This is a genomic window from Pseudomonas sp. CFII68, from assembly GCF_000416195.1.
Classification (GTDB): Bacteria; Pseudomonadota; Gammaproteobacteria; order Pseudomonadales; family Pseudomonadaceae; genus Aquipseudomonas; species Aquipseudomonas kilonensis.
In genome coordinates, this window is record NZ_ATLN01000036.1 from 26,196 (window position 1) to 47,564 (window position 21,369).

Sequence of the window (21,369 nt, forward strand, 5' to 3'; positions counted from 1 at the left end):
CGCAAAACGTCTTAAACAGGTCGAACAATATATTGGATAGAAACATTAGCCGGCTATATGCTTTTTTCATTGCCTGCCTGATCGTGCCCTTGCGAGGTCCACCGTGAAAACTGCTGTCGCTCCACTGGCCCATGAAATCCCACCGCGTGTGCAGGATGATGTCGTCGCCGAACTCAAGGACATCTACATCGAGAAAGGCACGCCGATGTTCATGCGCACGGTGCTGGCGCTGTTCAGTGGTGGCTTTGCGACCTTTGCCCTGCTGTATTGCGTGCAACCGATGATGCCGCTGTTGTCCAAGGAATTTTCCATCAACGCGGCGCAGAGCAGCCTGATCCTGTCGGTGGCGACCGGCCTGCTCGCCATCGGCCTGTTGATCACCGGCCCGATTTCCGACCGCATCGGCCGCAAGCCGGTGATGGTCGCGGCGCTGTTCGCCGCCTCGGTGTGCACGATTGCCAGCGCCATGATGCCGACCTGGCAGGGTGTATTGCTGCTGCGCGCCTTGGTGGGGCTGTCGTTGAGCGGGTTGGCAGCGGTCGCGATGACGTATTTGAGCGAGGAAATTCATCCCAAACACATCGGCCTGGCGATGGGGCTGTACATCGCCGGCAACGCTATCGGCGGCATGTGCGGACGCCTGATCACCGGGGTCTTGATCGATTTTGTCAGCTGGCACACCGCGATGCTGGTGATTGGCGGTCTGGCGCTGATCGCGGCGGCGGTGTTCTGGAGAATCCTCCCCGAGTCACGCAACTTCCGTCCCCGTTCGCTGCACCCGCGCAGTTTGCTGGACGGCTTTACCATGCACTTTCGCGACGCCGGGTTGCCGCTGCTGTTTCTCGAAGCCTTCGTGTTGATGGGCGCGTTCGTGACGCTGTTCAACTACATCGGCTACCGCCTGCTGGCCGAGCCTTATCACTTGGACCAGGCCTTTGTCGGGTTGCTGTCGGTGGTGTACCTGTCGGGCATCTACAGCTCGGCAAAAATCGGTGCACTGGCGGACAGACTCGGCCGGCGCAAAATGCTCTGGGCAACCATTGCGCTGATGCTGGCCGGCCTCGCGTTGACCATGGCCACGCCGCTGTGGCTGGTCGTGCTGGGCATGCTGGTGTTCACCTTCGGTTTCTTCGGCGCCCACTCGGTCGCCAGCAGCTGGATCGGCCGCCGCGCCCTCAAGGCCAAGGGCCAGGCTTCGTCACTTTATCTGTTCAGCTATTACGCCGGATCCAGCGTTGCGGGTACGGCCGGCGGCGTGGCCTGGCACCTGGGCGGGTGGAATGGTGTCGGCTTGTTCATCGGTGGCTTGCTGGTGGTCGCATTGTGGGTGGCGGTGAAGCTCGCGAAATTGCCGTTGCTGCCGGGGAATGTGCAGGTTTAAGCCCTCACGACTTCACGACCCAAACCAGGGACAGTGTGGACACTTTGTGGCGAGGGAGCTTGCTCCCGCTGGGTGGTGTAGGAGCGGTGTAGGAGCTGTCGAGTGCAACGAGGCTGCGATCTTGTCCCAGACAATTGAGTCTGGAGCGAAAGGGTCAAAATCAAAAGATCGCAGCCTTCGGCAGCTCCTACAGGGCGCAGCCGAGCGGGAGCAAGAGCCCATACTCCTGGTCAAGATTGTTGCAGTCGGTCATTGACGCAACACCACCCGCGCACCCAGCACACCATTCTCAGCTTCCAGAGTCAGCGATTGCAGCACCGCCCCCTCCCGCTCTTGTTGATCCAGCCAACGAAGCAACGAATTGGCCTCGCCACTGACGGCGAGTCGCAACGAATCGCCGTCGACCTCCATTTCCGCTATGTCCAAGCCCGCCGCTGTCGCATCCTCGTTGACGCGCACCGACAAGGGCCGCGTGGCAGCAGTCGCATCCCGGGTGGGCTCGGCGCGCTGGATCCGGGCCATCAGTTCGGCCTGTTGGCGATGCTGTCGTTCGGCAACCTCCAGCCGTTGCCGGGTCGGTTGCCAGATCGCGGTATAGGCCAGCGCCACCAGCACCAGCCCGGCAAGTCCCAGCAACAGTCCTTGCTCACGGCGCGATGTTCTCTCCCAGGCCTGTTTCAAAGCCAGCCATCCCTTGACGTTCATCAACGGTTCTCCAGCGTGAGAATGGCCTGCACGCGATTGTTCTGTTTGCTCGCGCTGCCCAGGGTGACGGGCAATCCGTTCTGCTGCCCGCGTTCACGCAGTTGTTCAAGTTCGACGAAGCTGTTGGCCGTCAGTTGGATCTTCCAACCCTCGCCTTCACGAAAATCAATGCGCTGCACCTCGACGCTGCTGGCGCCAATGACCTGCTCGGTCAGACGCGCCAGACGCGCGACCTGGGTGTCCTGACTCTGTCCGCGACGACTCTGCAATGCCTGGAACTGCGCCGCCAGGTCGACGATCCGCTCCTGCCCGGGATACAACGACCTGAAGCGCTGTTCGCTTTGGGCATAGAGAAGCCGGGTTTCGCTTTCAAGAAAACGTAGGCGGGCTTCACTGAAGGCCCAGGTGAGCACCAACGCGCCCAGCACAGCCGCCGAAGCGCCGCGCCATGGCAGCGGTTGGCGGCGCCGACGAAACTCGCCCTGCAACAGGTCGATGGGCTGTCCGCCAGCGCTCAACAACCACTCATCGATGCCCTGGCGATCACGTTCCTCGTCCAGCCAGTGGATGTCTTCAGGCAGGCCAGGCTTGAGCGTCGCCAAGCCTCGGGCCGACAACGACAGCCGCGCCGACAGTCCTGCGCCCAAGAGCCAACGCCCGAACCAGCGCACGCCAAACGCCCGCTCATCGGCAAGCAGATCGGCATCGACATGCACCGCACGCACCTCAATGCCTTGTGCCGTCAGCAACGCCAGCAGCGCCCGGAACCGGGTCCGCTCCGTCACCATCAGCGGATAGCGGTGCTGACGGTCGCGCGGGCCGATGCTGATGTGCAGCGCCTCCAGGTTTTCACTCAGTTGCTCTTCGACGGCGAATGCCAGGGCCTGAGGCCGGGGCTGGCGTCGAGAGGGCCACGGATCGCTGCGCAACCAGCTGCACATTTCCATCGGCAACAGCACATCGACGAGCCGTCCGTTCAACTCGCCGGCCGCCTCATGCAGAGGCAGGCGACGACGCTCGCCGGTGGGCGACCACACGCAGCATGGCCAGTTGGCGCAAGGCGCGCCCAGGCCTTCGGCCGTCAGGTAAAGCCAGGTTTTCATCAGGGAAGCTCGCTGGTGCTCAAGGGTAGGAAACGACGCTGACGAACAGTCCAGCGCCCGCTAACGGAATCGCGCTCAACATCCGAGGCCAGGCGCAGACGGCTGCCGGCGTGGGTCACACTCACGGTGATCCGGAACCAGCGACTGCCCACCCCCAGACCGTGGCTGTTGAGGCCCAGCCCGGACAACACCGGGTCGTTGGTAAACGCCTGCACGCTGGCGTAGGGCGCGTGGCGACGCTGGTTGACCAACGCGTTGGCCGGCCCGTCCTCCATGCCGTCCAGGGTCATCAGTAATTGCCACGGTGCGGTATTGATATTCAGCCGCGCGTCTTTGGGCAGCAACACCACCCAAGGCTCCAGGCGCCGCAGTGTCTGGCCGTCGATGCCCGGCAGCAGGCGCAGTTGACTCAGCTCCTGCACCGGCCCGACCTGGGGCAACGACAGCGGCGGTAAATCCAGCAAGGCCAGCAAGCGAGTCCAGCGGCCGAGGGTGACCTGATCGATTTGCCCCAGGGCCAGCAGCGCGTTGAGATTCAGGCGCCCGGACAAATCCTCGATATCGATGTGAAGCTTGGCGTCTTCCATTTCGAAGACAGACTCAAGCCGAGCCCAATCCTGGCTCAGGTCAACGGGCCCGGACGGCGTTATCCCACTGTTTTCCAACACCACCCGCGCCCAGTCTTCCCCTGCCAATCCCAATTGCCGTAACTGGACCTGCTGCAGCTGCTGCGCACTGCTGTGCAACAACAGGCGATGACTGCGCAACAGGCCACCGACCAGCAGCAAGGCCAGGCTCAGCACCAGCAGCACGCTGATCAGCGCCACACCGCGTTGTCGGCTCATGGCAACGCCCCCGGCAACAGCAACACCCGACGGACCTGTTCGAAACGCCCCGCCGACACGATCAACTCCAACGCCAGCGGCGCAATGTCGCCCGCGGTTTCGCTGTGCCAGCCCCGTTGTGGGTCGAACACACGCCAGCTCAGGCCGTGTACGTCGTCGAGCAGCTTCTGCTGCTGCACAAGGGACGTGCCTTCGCCGACACCGTCGCGCCACAACGCGGCACCCTCGAGCCGATAGCTCACCGTCTGCCGTTCGCTGCGTGGCTGGTCCAGTGGATTGCGCCAATGGCTGCGCTGCAGTTGCAAACGCCCCGGCGCGAGCACGACCGAGCCGGCAACCGCCTGCCACACATCCCGCTCGATCACGCCGACGGCACGCTGCAAGGCCCGGATGTCGCGCTCATGCTGACCGGTCCCCTGCTGGGTGCGCACAACGCCGTCGAACAGCCGCCAACTGGCCAGGCCGAGCAGGGCAAAAATGCCGATGGCGATGACCAGTTCCAACAAGGTGAAGCCCGACTGCTTATTCATCACGGCTGCGGATCCATCCGGTGGTGCGGTGCACGACCGTCGCGCTGTCGACACGGCTGACCTGAATCTCGACCAGCAGCAGGCGCGCATCAGCGGCTGGGGCGATACGTTGTTGCAAGACCCAGTCGCGACGATCCAGGTGCCGGCTCAGCCGCTGTTGCCCCGGTGGCGTATCGGCTTGCAGGCGCAGTTCGCTCAACTGATTGTCCGCCAGCCAGGCGCCGAACAGACGGTCCTCCAGGCCAGCGCTTTGCTTGAGCACGAACTGACTGGCCGAGAGCACGGCAGCCGCCAGCGTCGCGAAAATCGCCAGGGCGATCACGACTTCCAACAGCGTGAAGCCGCGGCAACCGGCAGCCGGCCTGCGAGGGTCAGTCATCGATCAGCGGCTCCGCCAATCCATCGCTCGACACCCGGGAAATCGTCTGCCCGGCGACTTTGATGAGCAGCCTGAAGGGGCTGATCTCGTCACTGCTGAGCATCAACAACTGCGGTGGACCTTGAACATCATCGAGCCTGAGGACATGACCGTCCTGCTCCAACCCGAGCGTCAGCCCCTCAGGCAATCGATGCAACGCCGACACCGCCGTCCAGCCCTGGGCTTCAAGGCGCAACGCCTGGTAACTAAGAGGCTGCACGCGCACACCGTATTCCTGCCCGTCCAGTACCGCCCGCTCGCGCAACTGCTGGACCACACGGACGAAGTCTTGGGCTTGTTGCCGGGCCTCACGTGCCGGGCTCGATCCCGTGGCGAAGCTGACCATGCCCGCCAGTACCCCGATCAGCACGATGACGACCATCAGTTCCAGCAAGGTGAAGCCCCGACAATGACGCCCCATATTCACTCGACCCAATTGCCGATGTCAGCCGCCATGCCTTCGCCGCCCGACACGCCATCGGCGCCCAGCGAGTACAGGTCATAGCTGCCATCGACGGATTTGTGCCCCGGATTGAGGTACTGGTAGGGCGTGCCCCAAGGGTCGATCGGCAGGCTTTTCAGATAGCCCTGGGGGTTCCAGTTCCTGGCCGCGGGCGTGCCGGACGGGCGTTTGCTCAAGGCCTCCAGACCTTGTTGGGTCGAGGGGTACTGGAGGTTGTCGAGGCGGTACATTTCCAGGGCCGTGGTGATCGCCTGGATGTCGGTGCGGGCGGCCGTGACCTTGGCCTGGTCGGGTCGGCTCATGAACTGCGGCACCACGATGGCGCCCAGCACGCCAATGATGACCACCACCACCATGATTTCGATCAGGGTGAAGCCGCGTTGAGGGCGTGCAGGTCGCTTGCTTTGAAATTTCATCGGTCAATTCACCAATTGGTTGAGGCTCAGGATCGGTAGGAGGATGGCCATGACGATCAGCAGCACGACGCCGCCCATCAACACCAACATGGCCGGTTCAAAAAGGCTCACCACCAGCGCGATACGCGCCGCAAGGCTGGCCTCCTGTTGTTCGGCGGCCCGAGCGAGCATGTTGTCGAGCTCGCCGGCCCGTTCGCCGCTGGCGATCATGTGCAACATCAGCGGCGGGATATCACCGCCCTGCTCCAGGCCACGGGTCAGGGTCCCGCCTTCGCGGACCGAACGAGCGACGTCGGCCATGCGGGCGCGAATCGTCAGGTTGCCGATCACCTGCGCGGCGATGTGCAAGGCATCCACTAGAGGCACGGCGCTTTTGCTCAGGATCGCCAGGGTGCTGGCGAATCGGGCCGCCTCCATCGCCCGCAGCACTTCGCTCAACACCGGCAGCCGCAGCAACACACGGTGCCAGCGCAGGCGCCACGCCGGTTGGCGCAGGCTCCAACGCCACAACCCGAGCAGCCCGGCCAGCGCACCGAGCAGCAGCAGGCCATAGCGGCGCAAGCCATCGCTCACGGCGATCAGCGCCTGGGTCAGCCAGGGCAACGGCTGGCCGCTGTCGATGAAAATCTTCACCACATCCGGCACCACGTAACCCAGCAGGAAACCAACAATCGCGACACAGGCCAGCATCAGGATCAGCGGGTACACCAACGCCAGTTGAATGCGCTGGCGTGACGCCTGGCGCGCCTGGGTGTAGCTCGCCAGTTGCTCCAAGACTTGCCCCAGGTGCCCGGATTGCTCGCCCGCCGCGACCGTGGCGCAGAACAGCTCGGGGAACGCCTGGGGAAAGGCCCTCAGTGCCGTCGCCAACGCATGGCCTTCCATCACCCGGCTGCGCACCGCCGCCAGCAGGTGGGCGACGCGGCGCTTCTGGCTCTGTTGCGCCACCGCTCCCAGGGACTCTTCGAGGGGCAGGCCGGCCTGGATCAAGGTGGACAGCTGCAATGTCAGCAACGCCAGATCTGCCGGGCTCAAACGCGCCCCGGCATGTCGCCCGCCCAGGGTTCGCGGTTCCTTGGCTTCAGCCAGTTCGCTGGGCAGCAAGCCGCGCTCGCGCAGCAACTGGCGAGCATGGCGCGGGCTGTCGGCTTCCACACGGCCCTTGCAGCGGCGGCCCTGGGCGTCTTCGGCCCGATAGTCGAAGGTCGGCACGGTGCTAATCCTCCTGGGTGATGCGCAGCAGTTCGTCGACGCTGGTCAGGCCTTCCAGCACCCGCTGGCGACCGTCCTGAAACAGGCTGCGGGAGGTCTTGCGCGCCTCGACGGCCAGCGCCTGCTCGGTGGCGCCCTGATGAATCAGTTGCGACAGGGCGGCGCTGACATTCACCAGTTCATAAATACCGAAGCGCCCGCGATAACCCTTCTGGCAGTGCTCGCAGCCCTGGGCCTTGAACAATCGGGGCGCGGCATCGGCGTCGAGGCCCAGACGCCGACTCGTAGCGGCGTCGGCCACATAAGGCGTCTTGCAGGACGGGCACAAGCTGCGCAACAAGCGCTGGGCGACGATGCCGGCCAGGGACGACGCCAGCAGATAGGCATCCACGCCCATGTCCACCAGCCGCGTGACCGCGCCGACGGCGGTGTTGGTGTGCAGGGTCGAGAGCACCAGGTGCCCGGTCAGCGACGCCTGGACGGCGATTTCGGCGGTTTCGCGGTCGCGTATTTCGCCGACCATCACCACGTCCGGGTCCTGGCGCAAAATGGCCCGCAAACCACGGGCGAAGGTCATGTCGACTTTCGGGTTGACCGGCATCTGGCCGATGCCCGGCAGGTGATATTCGATCGGGTCTTCGACGGTGAGGATGTTGCGGCTCTGGTCGTTGATGCTGCTCAGCGCCGCGTACAGGCTGGTGGTTTTCCCCGACCCCGTGGGTCCGGTGACCAACACGATGCCGTGGGGCTTGCCGAGCAACTGACGCAAACTCGCCAGGGTGTCGTCGGGCAGGCCCAGGCGCTGCAGCTCCAGGCGCCCGGCCTGCTTGTCGAGCAGGCGCAGCACCACGCGCTCGCCATGGGCCGAAGGCAGCGTCGAGACCCGCACATCGACTTCGTGCCCGGCCAGGCGCAAGGCCATTCGACCGTCCTGGGGCACGCGTTTCTCGGCGATGTCCAGGCGCGCCATGACCTTGATTCGCGACACCAGCAGACTCGCCAGTTCCCGACGCGGACGGAGCATTTCCTGCAACTGACCGTCGATGCGCATGCGCACCGACAGGTACTGTTCGAACGTTTCCAGGTGCACGTCCGACGCGTGTTCGCGGACGGCCTCGCTGAGCAAGGCATTGATCAACCGGATGATCGGCGCATCGCCCTGCTGCTCCAGCAGGTCGGTGGTCTGCGGCATCTGGTCGGCCAGGCTGAGCAGGTCCAGTTCCTCGTCCAGACCTTGGGCGACCTGTTCGGCGGCGCTCTGGCCCTGGCGATAGACGCTGGCCAGGCGCGCGGCGAACGGCGCCGGCTCCAGCACCAGGATAGGCAAATCTCGACCGCACAGACGTTGCACTTCGGCCACGGCGGTCAAGGGCGTATCGCGGCGCATGACCAAGCTCAAGGTCGGCCCCTCGCCTTCCAGCAACACGCCCAGGCGCCTGGCGAAACCAAAGGGCAACGGCTCGCTCACAGGTCACCGGAGCGCTGTGGGCGCGGGTCGGCCGACGGCGCTTGCGGGGAGGATTCGAACAACTGGCGAGCGTCCCGCGGCAGCAACAGCGAATTGTTTTTCCGCGAGCCCGGCTTGCTCAGGTCCCGGAGCGCGTCATAGCGCTGGCGGCTCACCTCGGCGAGGTCTTCGTTGCTGCGCACGATGGTCGGGCGCAGGAATACCATCAGGTTGCTTTTGGTCTGGGTGTCGCGGTTCCAGCGAAACAGCGCGCCCAGGTACGGAATACTGCGCAGCAACGGCACACCGCTTTGCTGGGTGCGAACACTGTCGCGGATCAAGCCGCCGATCACGATGATCTCGCCATCGTCCGCCAGGATCGTGCTCTTCAAGGCCCGCTTGTTGGTGATCAGGTCCGAGGAGTCCACACCGGAGACCGACGGCGCGATGTCCGAGACTTCCTGCTCGACCTCAAGGCGCAAGGTCGAGCCTTCGTTGATGTACGGCTTGACCTTGAGGCTGATGCCGACGTCCTTGCGTTCGACGGTGGTGAACGGATTGTCCGCACCGTTACCGCTGGTGGCGTAGGAGCCGGTCTTGAACGGGACGTTCTGGCCCACGATGATTTCCGCTTCCTGATTATCCAGGGTCAGCAGGCTGGGTGTGGACAGCAGGTTGCTGTGGGTATTGCTCGCCAGCGCCGAGATCAGCGCACTGAAGCGGTCGCCGCCCAGCCGCAGGATCGCGCCTTCCGGTCCTTTATCCAGTTCGCTGAGGTTCAGGTTGCCGATGATCGGGATGTCGGTTCCCGGGAAGTTGATGAATCCGGTCGCGCTGCCTCTGTCGAGGCCCCACTGCACGCCCAAGGCTTCGGTAATGTCCCCGGAAACCTCCACGATGGCCGCGTGGATAAGCACCTGGGCCCGAGGTTGATCCAGTTCACGGACGATGTTTTCGATGATGCGGACCTGGGCCGGATCGGCGATCAGCACCAGGGCATTCTGGCTTTCATCGGCCTTGATCATGAACGGGCGGGTGGCGGCAATGTCCCGCTGGCCGGCCAGGGTCGGCGTGGTTTTTTTATCCTGCCCGACGCCTTCCAGCACCTCGGCCAATTGCTTGGCATCGCTATGGCGCAGACGGATGACCCGGGCGTTGTCCTGGGAGACGACGGCAGGGACATCGAGGGTCCGAGCCAGGTCGACCAAGCGCTGACGCACCGCCGGTGCGCCGATGATCACCAGACGATTGCTGCGGGCATCGGCGATCACCAGGCCCGCCATATCGCCCTCGCGCTTGCCACCGGCGGCTTCCATCAGCGGTGCGATATCGCCGGCCTGGGCATGCCGCAACCGCACCACCACATGATTGCGGTTGCGCCCTGAGTCCAACTGCCGAACCACGTCGGCAATGCGCTGGGCATTGGCAGCCGTATCGGTGACCACCAGCGCGTTGGACGATACCGAAGGGCCGACGTAACCATTGGCCGACACCAAGGGCCGAACCAGCCCGGCGACGTCGGCGGCAATGCTCGATTGCAGGTCGATGACCCGGGTGACGAACTGCGACGGCGTGGCGCTTTTCGCATCAGTGATTCCGGCGCGCGTCTTGGCCTCGCTGACCGGGGTGATCAGGATCCGCTCGCCTTCGTCGATCACGGTGAAGTTATGCGCATCGAGTACCGAATAGAACAACCGCCGCACGCCTTCGCGGTCCAGCGCCTCACGGGACATGACGGTGATGCGCCCCGACACCCGGGGATCGAGCACCACGGTCTTGCCCAGGATCGCGGAGAACTCCTCGACCACATCGCGCAGTTCCGCGTTGTTCATCGCCAGTTGCCACTGGGTCTCTTCGGCCTGTAGCAAACCGGCGGGCGTCAGTAGGCACGACGTGGCGAGGCAGAGCAGGACCCGCGAAACACGGCCCCGGATAAAGCTGTTCATGAATTCGATCACTCTGATTGCCCGGCCACCGGGCGTAGGTATTGCGAGGAATGCAGCGCGGCATGGCGCCCGTCTTCGAGCTCCAACCGGCGTAGCAAGGGCTTGACCGCGTGTTGCAGGGCCAACCGTTCTTCACGTCCGTTGCGCCACAACGTCACATGGCTGGCCTCGACCCGGCGCAGCACGCTGCCACCGGGCAAGCGCTCACCCACCTGATAAATGCGCGGGCCGGCAGCGTCCGCGAGCAATGCCCGGGACAAGCCTTGGTCGGTGACAAAACTGGCTTGCAACGTAATCGGTTCGGCGCTCGGGGCGTGGGCACCTTCAGGCGCCAGGCCAAGCACCGTGGCCACGGCCTGGACGTTGGGCAGGTCGCGGACAGGAGCCACCGGCGGGTTGGTCAGCACCGGTACATCACGGCCCAATACCTGGCGAAAGCGCCACTCTTGCCCGGCCAGGAAGATCCCGTACAGCAGCGGCAGGAGCACCAGCAGCAGCTTCGGCAGACGGCTGCCGACCCGAAAAGACAGGCTCACCGTTGTGCGCTCTGGATCGTGCCCGCGGGCTTGGCGAAGGACATTCGCCGCACCACCCGGCGTCCGGAAAACTCATGCCAGAGCACAGCGCACAGATGCAGCGCGACCAGCATCGCAAGCACCACGCAAGACAGGGTGTGGACGGTGTTGGCCAGTTCGATCAGTGCCGGATCGCCCAGTGGCTGGGGGATGTGAACAATGCCGAAGACACTGATGGCGCTTTTCATCATCAGCACACCAGTCACCAGCACGATGCCAATGACCAGGTAGATCAGCGTGTGTACCGCCAGGGCTAGCCACTGTGTAAATGAAGACGCGGTTCCACGGGCTTCCAGCGCGCCGAAAAACAGGCAGGCCCGCCACACGAAAAATGGAATGAACAGCGTGGTCAGCGACACATTGAGTGAGCCGATCCACTGTTCGGTCGAAGCTGACACCGGGTTGAACGCCACATAAAAACCGGACACCAACGCCCATAAGATAATGGCCGCCGACACCCAGTGCAGCAGCACCCGTCGCCTGGAGTAATTGATAGACATCACTGCGCGCTCGTATGAAGGCCCCAGGCAACCCGTGCGGATCGCCTGGGGCCATGCCTGTCAGGACTTACAGCTTGTCCCAGGCGCTCTGCCAGGACGCACCGACTCCCGGCTCGAAACCGTTCGACGTCGGGCTGTACTGCTTGCAGTAGCCGGACGCCGGGAACGGCTTGCACTCGAAGACTTCGTCAGTCTTGGGCTGCAGCACTTTCGTGCCGGCGGTGTAGTCGCTGAGGCCTTCAGGGAACACGAAGTCGTACTCGATGCCTGCGCCCTCGCCGGTCAAGGTGACCGCCTGGGTGTCCTGGCGATTGGTGCGCCCGTCTTCGGTGGTCCCCACCAGTGTCAGGGTGTGAGCGCCAGGCGCGCTGCGCACGTCCAGGTTCAGGCCGGTGCTGCCTTCACCCACGGTCTGACTAACGACACCGACCTGCTTGTTCTTCTCATCGAACAGCGTGGCTTCAAGGTTCATCCTGCGGTTCGTCTGCGCGGTGAAGGCCATGCTGACCCGACCTTTGTCGAGTACGTACTCTGGCTGCAGGGAAGAAATTTCCATGCTGGCGCCAGCGTCTTCCTTCATGTCCAGTTGCACTTCATAGCGCTTAACGCCACTTTCGTCCTGGGCGTACAGGCTGTTGGCGCCCTTGATCGGCGTGATGTTGCCGTCTTCGTCACGAATACCGGCACGAATCAGGGGGTGAGCGTTGTTGATGGCTTCGGCCAGTTTGAACGACCAGTTCTCAGGCTTGCCTTCCTCGGCGTTGTCGATGCTGATTTCTACGCTGTATTCGGCACTTTCGCCGGTCGCGGAGAACGCCCGGGCCTTGACCTTGTCACCCACCAGCAATGAGGTCGATGGCGCAATGCTGCCCACCGGCTGCCAGCCGCCCGGCAATGCGGCTTCGGCGAGAATGTTCACATCCGCCGGATCATAGAACGCATTGGCGGTGTCACCAACCGTCCAGACCGCCAGGATGACGTGATGACCCGTCTTGCTGTCGGGAATGACGCAGTTATGCGGGGCACCTGCTACCGGGAGTTGATTACCGCCATCCACCGTACAGAACGGCGTGCTGTCGAACGAGGCTCGTTTGAGCGCTTCGTTGGGATTCCAACCGTCGCGAGTGATGAAGTATTCGTGCTTGGTCGCTGGGTGCGCCGCGGTGTAGTGCCATTTAAAGGCAATATTGCGGTCATTGATTTCAGTCAGGTGCCAGCGCGTGGCCGACTGGGCATCGAGGGCGGAAAACATGGCGTGGCCGCCGCTGGCGATTTTACCGTCAATGGGACCTTGCAGCGGGGCACCGCCCACTCCATTGGGGAAACCTTTAAAGGTTTCACCGGTACTTTGTGGCTCGTATTGCGCTTGCCCGCAATTTTTGTTTTCGCCTTTCTGGCACAGCAATGCACGCGAAGGTGGCACGTCGAGGTAACCATGGGCCAGTACACTTTGGGATGCCGCCATGGCCGACAACAGAACTAATGAGGACGCACACCCCGTTAATAGATTGCTCTTGTTGAAGTTATTCTTCATATAAGTTCCAGACTAGTCATCAAAATGAAAGACGGATCACCGTCCTCTTGAAAGGTGCGCCAGACCGCTCAGCGCACACCCTTGCAAGTGACCGGAACCTTATAGAAAGTCGAACACTCCCTATGTAGGAAAAATCTCTCAACATAGAAGGAATGATCTCTGAATCGATTTCCCCTACATAACTAGAGAAACATCTTACGAACAGAAATAACTCTCAACCAAAGACAAACAAACACACCCAAAAGAAGCCATTGGCTGCTTTAGGTCGGATCGTTAAACAAGCGCGCATAAAAAAGCCTGTCCGGCGCAGGTCCGGACAGGCTGGGTGACAGGGACCGCAATCAGACGTGATATTGCGCCGACAATTCATGCACCGCCCGTAGGAAGGCGCCAGCGTGTTCGGGGTCGACTTCCGGGGTGATGCCATGGCCGAGGTTGAACACATGGCCGCTGCCACTGCCGTAGCTGGCCAGGATGCGCCCGACTTCAGCACGAATGGCTTCAGGCTTGGCGTAGAGCACGGTCGGGTCCATGTTGCCTTGCAGGGCGACCTTGTGACCGACGCGCTCACGAGCGTTGCCAATGTCGCAGGTCCAATCCAGGCCCAGGGCGTCGGCGCCGACATCGGCGATGCTTTCCAGCCACAGGCCGCCGTTCTTGGTGAACAGGATCACCGGGACTTTGCGACCCTCGTGCTCGCGGATCAGGCCGCTGACGATCTTGCGCATGTAGGCCAGGGAGAATTCCTGGTACGCCGCCGCCGACAGGTTGCCGCCCCAGGTGTCGAAGATCTGTACCGCTTGCGCACCGGCCAGGATCTGGCCGTTGAGGTAGGACGTGACCGACTGGGCCAGCTTGTCCAGCAACAGGTGCATGGCTTGCGGGTTGTCGTAGAGCATTGCCTTGGTCTTGCGGAAGTCCTTCGACGAGCCGCCTTCGACCATGTAGGTGGCCAGGGTCCATGGGCTGCCAGAGAAACCGATCAGCGGCACACGACCATTGAGCTCGCGGCGGATGGTGCTGACCGCGTCCATGACGTAGCCCAGGTCTTTCTGTGGATCGGGAATCGGCAGGGCCTCGATGTCGGCCAGGGTGCTGATGACTTTCTTGAAGCGCGGACCTTCGCCGGTCTCGAAGTACAGGCCTTGGCCCATGGCATCGGGAATGGTCAGGATGTCGGAGAACAGGATGGCCGCGTCCAGCTGCGGATACCGATCCAGCGGCTGCATCGTCACTTCGCAAGCGAACTGGGGGTTCATGCACAGGCTCATGAAGTCACCGGCCTTGGCGCGGCTGGCGCGGTATTCCGGCAGGTAGCGACCGGCCTGGCGCATCATCCACACCGGGGTGACGTCTACGGGTTGCTTGAGCAGGGCGCGAAGGAAACGGTCGTTCTTCAGGGCAGTCATGTCGGCATCCGGAAAAAAAGTGCGGGCATTTTCTCAGAGCGCGACGCAAAAGGCACGGCAAGAGCCGTGCCTTTTATCTATCGGGGCAATTTGTCGCGGGGCAGCACAACTTGCGCAACCCCACAAAACACCTGTGGGAGCTTTTTTTGTGGGAGCAAGGCTTGCCCGCGATGAAAACACCGCGGTCTCTTGAGTACCGAGGCGCCTGGATCGCGAGCAAGCTTTGCTCCCACAAAGCTCACACACAGGGTTTGGTGTCGTTCGGTCAGACTTGCAGGTAATCCAGGATCCCTTCCGCCGCATTGCGGCCTTCGAAGATCGCCGTCACCACCAGGTCGGAACCGCGGACCATGTCGCCACCGGCGAAGATCTTCGGGTTGCTGGTCTGGTGCTTGTACTGACCCTGCTCCGGCGCCACGACGCGGCCCTGGCTGTCGGTCTGGATGCTGAACTGCTCGAACCACGGCGCCGGGCTTGGACGGAAACCGAAGGCGATGACCACGGCGTCGGCCGGGATGATCTCTTCGGAACCGGGAATCGGCTCGGGGCTGCGGCGGCCACGGGCGTCCGGTTCGCCGAGACGGGTCTCGACCACTTTCACGCCTTCGACCTTGTCTTCACCGACAATGGCGATCGGCTGGCGGTTATAGAGGAACTTCACGCCTTCTTCCTTGGCGTTCTTCACCTCTTTGCGCGAGCCGGGCATGTTGGCTTCGTCACGACGGTAGGCACAGGTCACCGACTTGGCGCCCTGGCGAATCGACGTACGGTTGCAGTCCATCGCCGTGTCGCCACCGCCGAGCACCACGACCTTCTTGCCTTTCATGTCGACGAAATCTTCCGGCGACTTTTCAAAGCCCAGGTTGCGGTTGACGTTGGCGATCAGGAAGTCGAGTGCGTCGTAGACGCCTGGCAGATCCTCACCGGCAAAGCCGCCCTTCATGTAGGTGTAGGTGCCCATGCCCATGAATACCGCATCGTATTCTTCGAGCAGTTGCTCCATGGTCACGTCCTTGCCCACCTCGGTGTTCAGGCGGAACTCGATGCCCATGCCGGTGAAGACTTCGCGACGATTGCTCAGCACGGTCTTTTCCAGCTTGAACTCGGGGATGCCGAAGGTCAGCAGACCGCCGATTTCCGGGTTCTTGTCGAACACCACCGGGGTCACGCCACCACGCACCAGCACATCGGCACAGCCCAGGCCCGCCGGGCCGGCACCGATGATCGCCACGCGCTTGCCGGTCGGCTTGACCTTGGACATGTCCGGACGCCAGCCCATGGCGAACGCGGTGTCGGTGATGTACTTCTCCACCGAACCAATGGTCACCGCGCCAAAACCGTCGTTGAGGGTGCACGCACCTTCGCACAGGCGATCCTGCGGGCACACCCGGCCACAGACTTCCGGCAGGGTGTTGGTCTGGTGGGACAGCTCGGCGGCCTGGAGGATGTTGCCCTCGGCCACCAGTTTCAACCAGTTGGGAATGAAGTTGTGCACCGGGCACTTCCATTCGCAATACGGGTTACCACAACCCAGGCAGCGGTGGGCCTGGTCGGCCGACTGCTGGGGTTTGAAAGGCTCGTAGATTTCCACGAACTCTTTCTTGCGTTGACGCAACAGTTTCTTCTTCGGATCCTTGCGCCCGACATCGATGAACTGGAAGTCGTTATTCAGACGTTCAGCCATTGTTAAAACCTCATCAAACTCTTCAGGCGCATATCACTGCGGGTTGGCACGAGTGCTGGAAAGCAACGACTTCAGGTTGGCAGCCTTGGGCTTGACCAGCCAGAAACGGCGCAAGTAGTCATCGAGGTTCTCGGCGAGTTCACGACCCCACTCGCTGTCGGTTTCCGTGACGTACTCGTTCAGCACGTTTTGCAGGTGGCTGCGATAGGCTTCCATCGCCTCGCCGCTGATCCGCTGGATTTCCACCAGTTCGTGGTTGACCCGGTCAACGAAGGTGTTGTCCTGGTCGAGCACGTAGGCGAAACCGCCGGTCATGCCTGAGCCGAAGTTATAACCGGTCTTGCCCAGCACGCAGACAAAACCACCGGTCATGTACTCGCAGCAGTGATCGCCGGTGCCTTCCACCACAGTGTGGGCCCCGGAGTTACGCACGGCAAAACGCTCGCCTGCGGTGCCGGCGGCGAACAGCTTGCCGCCCGTGGCGCCGTAGAGGCAGGTGTTGCCGATGATGGCACTGTCCTGAGTCTTGTAGACGCTGCCCTTGGGCGGAACGATGACCAGCTTGCCGCCGGTCATGCCCTTGCCCACGTAGTCGTTGGCATCGCCTTCCAGGTACATGTTCAGGCCACCGGCGTTCCAGACGCCGAAGCTCTGGCCTGCGGTGCCCTTGAAGCGGAAGGTCACCGGCGCCTTGGCCATGCCCTGGTTGCCGTGCTTGCGCGCGATTTCGCCGGAGATCCGTGCGCCGATGGAACGGTCGCAGTTGCAGATATCCAGGTCGAACTCGGCACCGCTCAGGTCGTTGATCGCCGCAGCGGCCATGTCGACCATCTTCTCGGCCAGCTCACCCTTGTCGAATGGCGGGTTGCGATCAACCTGGCAGAACTGTGGCTTGTCTGCCGGAATGTAATCGCTGCCCAGCAATGGGGTCAGGTCCAGGTGATGCTGCTTGGCGGTCTGGCCTTCGATCACTTCCAGCAGATCGGTACGGCCGATCAGCTCTTCAAGCGAGCGCACGCCCAGCTTCGCCAGCCACTCACGGGTCTCTTCGGCCACGTAGGTGAAGAAATTCACCACCATGTCGACGGTACCAATGTAGTGGTCCTTGCGCAGCTTGTCGTTCTGGGTCGCCACGCCAGTGGCGCAGTTGTTCAGATGGCAGATGCGCAGGTATTTGCAGCCCAGGGCGATCATCGGCGCGGTGCCGAAGCCGAAGCTCTCGGCGCCGAGGATGGCGGCCTTGATCACGTCCAGGCCGGTTTTCAGGCCACCGTCGGTCTGCACCCGGACCTTGCCGCGCAAATCGTTGCCGCGCAGGGTCTGGTGAGTTTCGGCCAGGCCCAGTTCCCACGGTGCGCCAGCGTACTTGATCGAAGTCAGCGGCGATGCGCCGGTGCCGCCGTCGTAGCCGGAGATGGTGATCAGGTCGGCATAAGCCTTGGCCACGCCGGCCGCGATGGTGCCAACGCCGGCTTCCGCCACCAGTTTCACCGAGACCAGCGCCTTCGGGTTCACCTGCTTGAGGTCGAAGATCAGTTGCGACAAGTCTTCGATCGAGTAGATGTCGTGATGCGGCGGCGGCGAGATCAGGGTCACGCCGGGTACCGCGTAGCGCAGCTTGGCGATCAGGCCGTTGACCTTGCCGCCGGGCAGCTGGCCGCCTTCGCCGGGCTTGGCGCCCTGGGCAACCTTGATCTGCAGCACTTCAGCGTTGACCAGGTATTCCGGCGTCACACCGAAGCGGCCGGTCGCCACCTGCTTGATTTTCGAACTCTTGATGGTGCCGTAGCGCGCCGGGTCTTCGCCGCCTTCACCGGAGTTGGAACGCGCACCGAGGCGGTTCATGGCTTCGGCCAGGGCTTCGTGGGCTTCCGGGGACAAGGCGCCCAGGGAAATACCGGCCGAATCGAAGCGCTTGAGCACCGATTCCAGCGGCTCTATTTCACTGATGTCCAGCGGCGTGTCGAGGGTCTTGACCTTGAGCAGGTCGCGAATCATCGACACCGGACGGTTGTCCACCAACGAGGTGTATTCCTTGAACTTGCTGTAGTCGCCCTGCTGCACGGCGGCTTGCAAGGTGCTGACCACGTCCGGGTTGTAGGCGTGGTATTCGCCACCATGGACGAACTTCAGCAAACCGCCCTGCTGGATCGGCTTGCGCGGGCTCCAGGCTTCGGCGGCCAGGGCTTTCTGTTCGGCTTCGATGTCGACGAAACGCGCACCTTTGATGCGGCTCGGCACACCACGGAAGCTCAGCTCGCAGACTTCTTCGGACAGGCCGATGGCCTCGAACAGTTGCGCGCCGCGGTACGAGGCGATGGTCGAGATACCCATCTTCGACAGGATCTTGAGCAGGCCCTTGGTGATGCCCTTGCGGTAGTTCTTGAACACCTCATAGAGGTCGCCCAGCACTTCACCGGTACGGATCAGGTCGCCCAGCACTTCATAGGCCAGGAACGGATACACCGCCGAGGCACCGAAACCGATCAGCACCGCGAAGTGATGCGGATCGCGGGCGGTGGCGGTCTCTACCAGGATGTTGGAGTCGCAGCGCAGGCCTTTTTCGGTCAGGCGATGGTGCACCGCACCGGTGGCCAGCGAGGCATGGATCGGCAGCTTGCCCGGCGCGATATGACGGTCGCTGAGCACGATCTGGGTACGACCGGCGCGCGCGGCTTCTTCAGCCTGATCGGCAACGTTGCGGATCGCCGCTTCCAGGCCGACGCTTTCGTCGTAGTTCAGGTCGATGACCTGGCGCGCAAAGCCCGGGCGGTCGAGGTTGGTCAACGAGCGCCACTTGGCCGGGGAAATGACCGGCGAGCTGAGGATCACCCGCGAGGCGTGTTCCGGCGACTCCTGGAAAATGTTGCGCTCGGCACCGAGGCAGATTTCCAGGGACATCACGATCGCTTCGCGCAGCGGGTCGATCGGTGGGTTGGTCACCTGGGCGAACTGCTGGCGGAAATAGTCGTACGGCGTACGCACGCGCTGCGACAGCACGGCCATCGGCGTGTCGTCACCCATGGAGCCGACCGCTTCGTAGCCCTGCTCGCCCAGCGGACGCAGCACCTGGTCACGCTCTTCGAACGTCACCTGGTACATCTTCATGTACTGCTTGAGCTGGTCGACATCATAGAAAGCCGAGCCATGGTCGTTGTCTTCCATGGTCGCCTGGATGCGCAGGGCATTCTTGCGCAGCCATTGCTTGTACGGATGACGGGACTTGAGGCGGTTGTCGATGGCGTCGGTGTCGAGGATCTGGCCGGTCTCGGTGTCCACGGCAAAGATCTGGCCCGGGCCTACGCGGCCCTTGGCGATGACGTCTTCGGGCTGATAGTTCCAGACGCCGATTTCCGACGCCAGGGTGATGAACCCGTTGGTGGTGGTGACCCAGCGCGCCGGACGCAGACCGTTACGGTCCAGCAGGCACACAGCGTAGCGACCGTCGGTCATGACGATACCGGCCGGGCCGTCCCACGGCTCCATGTGCATGGAGTTGTATTCGTAGAAAGCGCGCAGGTCCGGGTCCATGGTCTCGACGTTCTGCCACGCCGGCGGCACGAGCATGCGCACGCCACGGAACAGGTCGATGCCACCGGTCACCATCAGTTCCAGCATGTTGTCCATGCTCGAGGAGTCCGAGCCCACGCGGTTGACCAGTGGGCCGAGCTCTTCGAGGTCCGGCATCAGGTCGTTGGCGAACTTGGTGCGTCGGGCCACGGCCCAGTTGCGGTTGCCGGTGATGGTGTTGATCTCGCCGTTGTGGGCGAGGAAGCGGAATGGCTGGGCCAGCGGCCATTTCGGCAGGGTGTTGGTGGAGAAGCGCTGGTGGAACACGCAGATCGCGGTTTTCAGGCGCTCGTCGCTCAGGTCTGGATAGAAGGCGGTGAGGTCCGCCGGCATCATCAGGCCTTTGTAGATAATGGTCTTGTGGGAAAAGCTGCAGATGTAGTGATCGGTGTCGGCGGCATTGGCCACGGACGAACGACGACGGGAGCTGAACAGCTTGATCGACATGTCCTGGTCGCTCAAGCCTTCGCCGGCGATGAACACCTGTTCGATCTGCGGCAGGCGCTCAAGCGCCAGGCGGCCGAGGACACTGGTGTCGATCGGCACTTTGCGCCAGCCGACCAGTTGCAGGCCGGCAGCCAGGATTTCGCGATTCATGTTTTCGCGAGCCGCTTGCGCCTTCACCGGGTCCTGATTGAAGAACACCATGCCCACGGCGTACTGCTTGGGCAGGGTCACGCCAAACGTTTCCTGGGCTACGGCACGCAGGAACTCGTCGGGCTTTTGAATCAGCAAGCCACAACCGTCGCCGGTCTTGCCGTCGGCGTTGATCCCACCACGGTGGGTCATGCAGGTCAGGGCCTCAATGGCCGTTTGCAAAAGGGTGTGGCTGGGCTCGCCCTGCATATGAGCTATCAGGCCGAAACCGCAGTTATCCTTGAATTCATCTGGTTGGTACAGACCTGCTTTCATAGACACTTTCTCACCAGGCTGCCTCTAATCGAGGCAAATTTCTTTTCAATTCAACCAGTTGCATACCGCGCCGAACGTACGCCAGCTTTGCGGGGGCAAAAGGGAGGTCATTGTACACACCGACACAGAGGCTCACAAATTTGACGACGAACTGTCGTAAATCCATGTCGCATTTGTGAAAGGTTTAAAGCTATATGCTGTGCTAGTCAAAACTTTTTTGGGTTCGACCGCTACGACTCAAACGCTACTGTGACGCAGACACCACAAGGCGCGCGGCCTGAAAGGTCGCCCGCCCCTGCGGAAATTTTGAGGTTGCCGGGAGAGGCGGCCTGGGTAAGGCCGCCGAATCTTCAGCGAGTTGCTGCCAGTTCCTGTTGGACGCTGGCGACAGTGCGAGGCCAAGGTTTACCAGCCTGAACCTTCGCTGGCAAGGCCTTGATGGCGGAAACGGCTGCATCACGGTTGGCAAAGCTGCCGTAGGTGATGACATACAGCGGCTTGCCATTGAGGACTTTCTTGAAATAGCGGTACTCGCCGCCCTGCTCCTTGACGAAGCTCTGTGCCGCGGCTTCGGAGCTGGTGCCGAGGATCTGCACTACGTAGTTGCCCGGTGCCTGGCCAGCGTACCAGCTACCGCCCGCGGACTTGGCCGGAGCAGCAGGCTTGGCGGCAGGTGCTGGCGCCGCGGGCTTGGCGGCAGGCGCTGGAACCGGGGCTGG

General features: G+C 62.7%; 18 protein-coding genes. 1 reads left to right on the forward strand and 17 read right to left on the reverse strand.

The window, feature by feature from the left end; all coding sequences use genetic code 11:
- Nucleotides 1–205: 205 nt before the first annotated feature.
- Entirely contained in the window at nt 206–1,381 is a 1,176-nt protein-coding gene (locus tag CFII68_RS20195) for an MFS transporter (RefSeq protein WP_258691200.1), read from the forward strand.
- 249 nt (nt 1,382–1,630) lie between these two features.
- Here the strand turns inward: CFII68_RS20195 and gspM are convergent, their stop codons facing one another.
- From gspM to CFII68_RS0125825, 17 genes are all read right to left on the reverse strand, one after another.
- Nucleotides 1,631–2,086: a type II secretion system protein GspM gene (gene gspM / locus CFII68_RS20190; RefSeq protein ID WP_018603464.1), complete on the reverse strand. Its 456-nt coding sequence runs from the start codon at nt 2,084–2,086 to the stop codon at nt 1,631–1,633.
- Nucleotides 2,086–3,189 carry a type II secretion system protein GspL gene (gene gspL, locus CFII68_RS20185; RefSeq protein ID WP_018603466.1) on the reverse strand — a complete coding sequence of 368 codons (1,104 nt, stop codon included), beginning with the start codon at nt 3,187–3,189 and terminating at the stop codon, nt 2,086–2,088. Before gspL ends, gspM begins: the two co-directional genes overlap by 1 nt.
- Nucleotides 3,189–4,034: a type II secretion system protein GspK gene (locus tag CFII68_RS20180; RefSeq protein WP_018603468.1), complete on the reverse strand. Its 846-nt coding sequence runs from the start codon at nt 4,032–4,034 to the stop codon at nt 3,189–3,191. The genes gspL and CFII68_RS20180 overlap by 1 nt, the downstream gene beginning before the upstream one ends.
- The gene (locus CFII68_RS20175) at nt 4,031–4,564 is read right to left on the reverse strand and encodes a type II secretion system protein GspJ (protein ID WP_018603471.1); all 534 of its coding nucleotides are present in this window, start codon (nt 4,562–4,564) and stop codon (nt 4,031–4,033) included. Before CFII68_RS20175 ends, CFII68_RS20180 begins: the two co-directional genes overlap by 4 nt.
- The gene (gene gspI, locus CFII68_RS20170) at nt 4,557–4,943 is read right to left on the reverse strand and encodes a type II secretion system minor pseudopilin GspI (RefSeq protein ID WP_018603473.1); all 387 of its coding nucleotides are present in this window, start codon (nt 4,941–4,943) and stop codon (nt 4,557–4,559) included. The genes CFII68_RS20175 and gspI overlap by 8 nt, the downstream gene beginning before the upstream one ends.
- On the reverse strand, nt 4,936–5,403 hold the full coding sequence (gene gspH, locus CFII68_RS20165; protein WP_018603475.1) for a type II secretion system minor pseudopilin GspH: 468 nt from the start codon (nt 5,401–5,403) through the stop codon (nt 4,936–4,938). The genes gspI and gspH overlap by 8 nt, the downstream gene beginning before the upstream one ends.
- A gap of 2 nt (nt 5,404–5,405) precedes the next feature.
- On the reverse strand, nt 5,406–5,861 hold the full coding sequence (gene gspG / locus CFII68_RS20160; protein WP_018603477.1) for a type II secretion system major pseudopilin GspG: 456 nt from the start codon (nt 5,859–5,861) through the stop codon (nt 5,406–5,408).
- Between the two features lie 3 nt (nt 5,862–5,864).
- Entirely contained in the window at nt 5,865–7,073 is a 1,209-nt protein-coding gene (gspF, locus tag CFII68_RS20155) for a type II secretion system inner membrane protein GspF (RefSeq protein WP_018603478.1), read from the reverse strand.
- A gap of 4 nt (nt 7,074–7,077) precedes the next feature.
- Nucleotides 7,078–8,541, reverse strand: coding sequence for a type II secretion system ATPase GspE (gspE, locus tag CFII68_RS20150; protein ID WP_018603480.1), 1,464 nt, complete (start codon nt 8,539–8,541; stop codon nt 7,078–7,080).
- Nucleotides 8,538–10,466, reverse strand: coding sequence for a type II secretion system secretin GspD (gene gspD, locus CFII68_RS20145; protein ID WP_033062496.1), 1,929 nt, complete (start codon nt 10,464–10,466; stop codon nt 8,538–8,540). Before gspD ends, gspE begins: the two co-directional genes overlap by 4 nt.
- An 8-nt stretch (nt 10,467–10,474) precedes the next feature.
- On the reverse strand, nt 10,475–11,002 hold the full coding sequence (locus CFII68_RS20140) for a type II secretion system protein N (protein WP_018603484.1): 528 nt from the start codon (nt 11,000–11,002) through the stop codon (nt 10,475–10,477).
- Complete coding sequence (locus CFII68_RS20135; RefSeq protein ID WP_018603486.1) at nt 10,999–11,541, reverse strand: cytochrome b; 543 nt, start codon at nt 11,539–11,541, stop codon at nt 10,999–11,001. The genes CFII68_RS20140 and CFII68_RS20135 overlap by 4 nt, the downstream gene beginning before the upstream one ends.
- Nucleotides 11,542–11,608: 67 nt before the next feature.
- Nucleotides 11,609–13,075, reverse strand: coding sequence for an N-acetylglucosamine-binding protein GbpA (gbpA, locus tag CFII68_RS20130; protein ID WP_033062493.1), 1,467 nt, complete (start codon nt 13,073–13,075; stop codon nt 11,609–11,611).
- Between the two features lie 341 nt (nt 13,076–13,416).
- Nucleotides 13,417–14,484: a uroporphyrinogen decarboxylase gene (gene hemE / locus CFII68_RS20125; protein WP_018603491.1), complete on the reverse strand. Its 1,068-nt coding sequence runs from the start codon at nt 14,482–14,484 to the stop codon at nt 13,417–13,419.
- 265 nt (nt 14,485–14,749) lie between these two features.
- Complete coding sequence (locus CFII68_RS20120) at nt 14,750–16,168, reverse strand: FAD-dependent oxidoreductase (protein WP_003196992.1); 1,419 nt, start codon at nt 16,166–16,168, stop codon at nt 14,750–14,752.
- Between the two features lie 33 nt (nt 16,169–16,201).
- Nucleotides 16,202–20,650 (reverse strand): glutamate synthase large subunit, encoded by a 4,449-nt coding sequence (gene gltB, locus CFII68_RS20115; protein ID WP_018603498.1) that lies wholly within the window; start codon nt 20,648–20,650, stop codon nt 16,202–16,204.
- A 350-nt stretch (nt 20,651–21,000) separates the two neighbouring features.
- Nucleotides 21,001–21,369 (reverse strand): SPOR domain-containing protein (locus tag CFII68_RS0125825; protein WP_018603500.1); only part of this gene is annotated, 369 nt, incomplete at its 5' end.

Bases quoted from the DNA above. Each gene is read 5' to 3' on its own strand.
- CFII68_RS20195 (WP_258691200.1), top strand. From the start codon at position 206: ATGTTCATGCGCACGGTGCTGGCGCTGTTCAGTGGTGGCTTTGCGACC.
- gspM (WP_018603464.1), bottom strand. From the start codon at position 2,086: ATGAACGTCAAGGGATGGCTGGCTTTGAAACAGGCCTGGGAGAGAACA.
- gspL (WP_018603466.1), bottom strand. From the start codon at position 3,189: ATGAAAACCTGGCTTTACCTGACGGCCGAAGGCCTGGGCGCGCCTTGC.
- CFII68_RS20180 (WP_018603468.1), bottom strand. From the start codon at position 4,034: ATGAGCCGACAACGCGGTGTGGCGCTGATCAGCGTGCTGCTGGTGCTG.
- CFII68_RS20175 (WP_018603471.1), bottom strand. From the start codon at position 4,564: ATGAATAAGCAGTCGGGCTTCACCTTGTTGGAACTGGTCATCGCCATC.
- gspI (WP_018603473.1), bottom strand. From the start codon at position 4,943: ATGACTGACCCTCGCAGGCCGGCTGCCGGTTGCCGCGGCTTCACGCTG.
- gspH (WP_018603475.1), bottom strand. From the start codon at position 5,403: ATGGGGCGTCATTGTCGGGGCTTCACCTTGCTGGAACTGATGGTCGTC.
- gspG (WP_018603477.1), bottom strand. From the start codon at position 5,861: ATGAAATTTCAAAGCAAGCGACCTGCACGCCCTCAACGCGGCTTCACC.
- gspD (WP_033062496.1), bottom strand. From the start codon at position 10,466: ATGAACAGCTTTATCCGGGGCCGTGTTTCGCGGGTCCTGCTCTGCCTC.
- CFII68_RS20135 (WP_018603486.1), bottom strand. From the start codon at position 11,541: ATGTCTATCAATTACTCCAGGCGACGGGTGCTGCTGCACTGGGTGTCG.
- gbpA (WP_033062493.1), bottom strand. From the start codon at position 13,075: ATGAAGAATAACTTCAACAAGAGCAATCTATTAACGGGGTGTGCGTCC.
- hemE (WP_018603491.1), bottom strand. From the start codon at position 14,484: ATGACTGCCCTGAAGAACGACCGTTTCCTTCGCGCCCTGCTCAAGCAA.
- CFII68_RS20120 (WP_003196992.1), bottom strand. From the start codon at position 16,168: ATGGCTGAACGTCTGAATAACGACTTCCAGTTCATCGATGTCGGGCGC.
- gltB (WP_018603498.1), bottom strand. From the start codon at position 20,650: ATGAAAGCAGGTCTGTACCAACCAGATGAATTCAAGGATAACTGCGGT.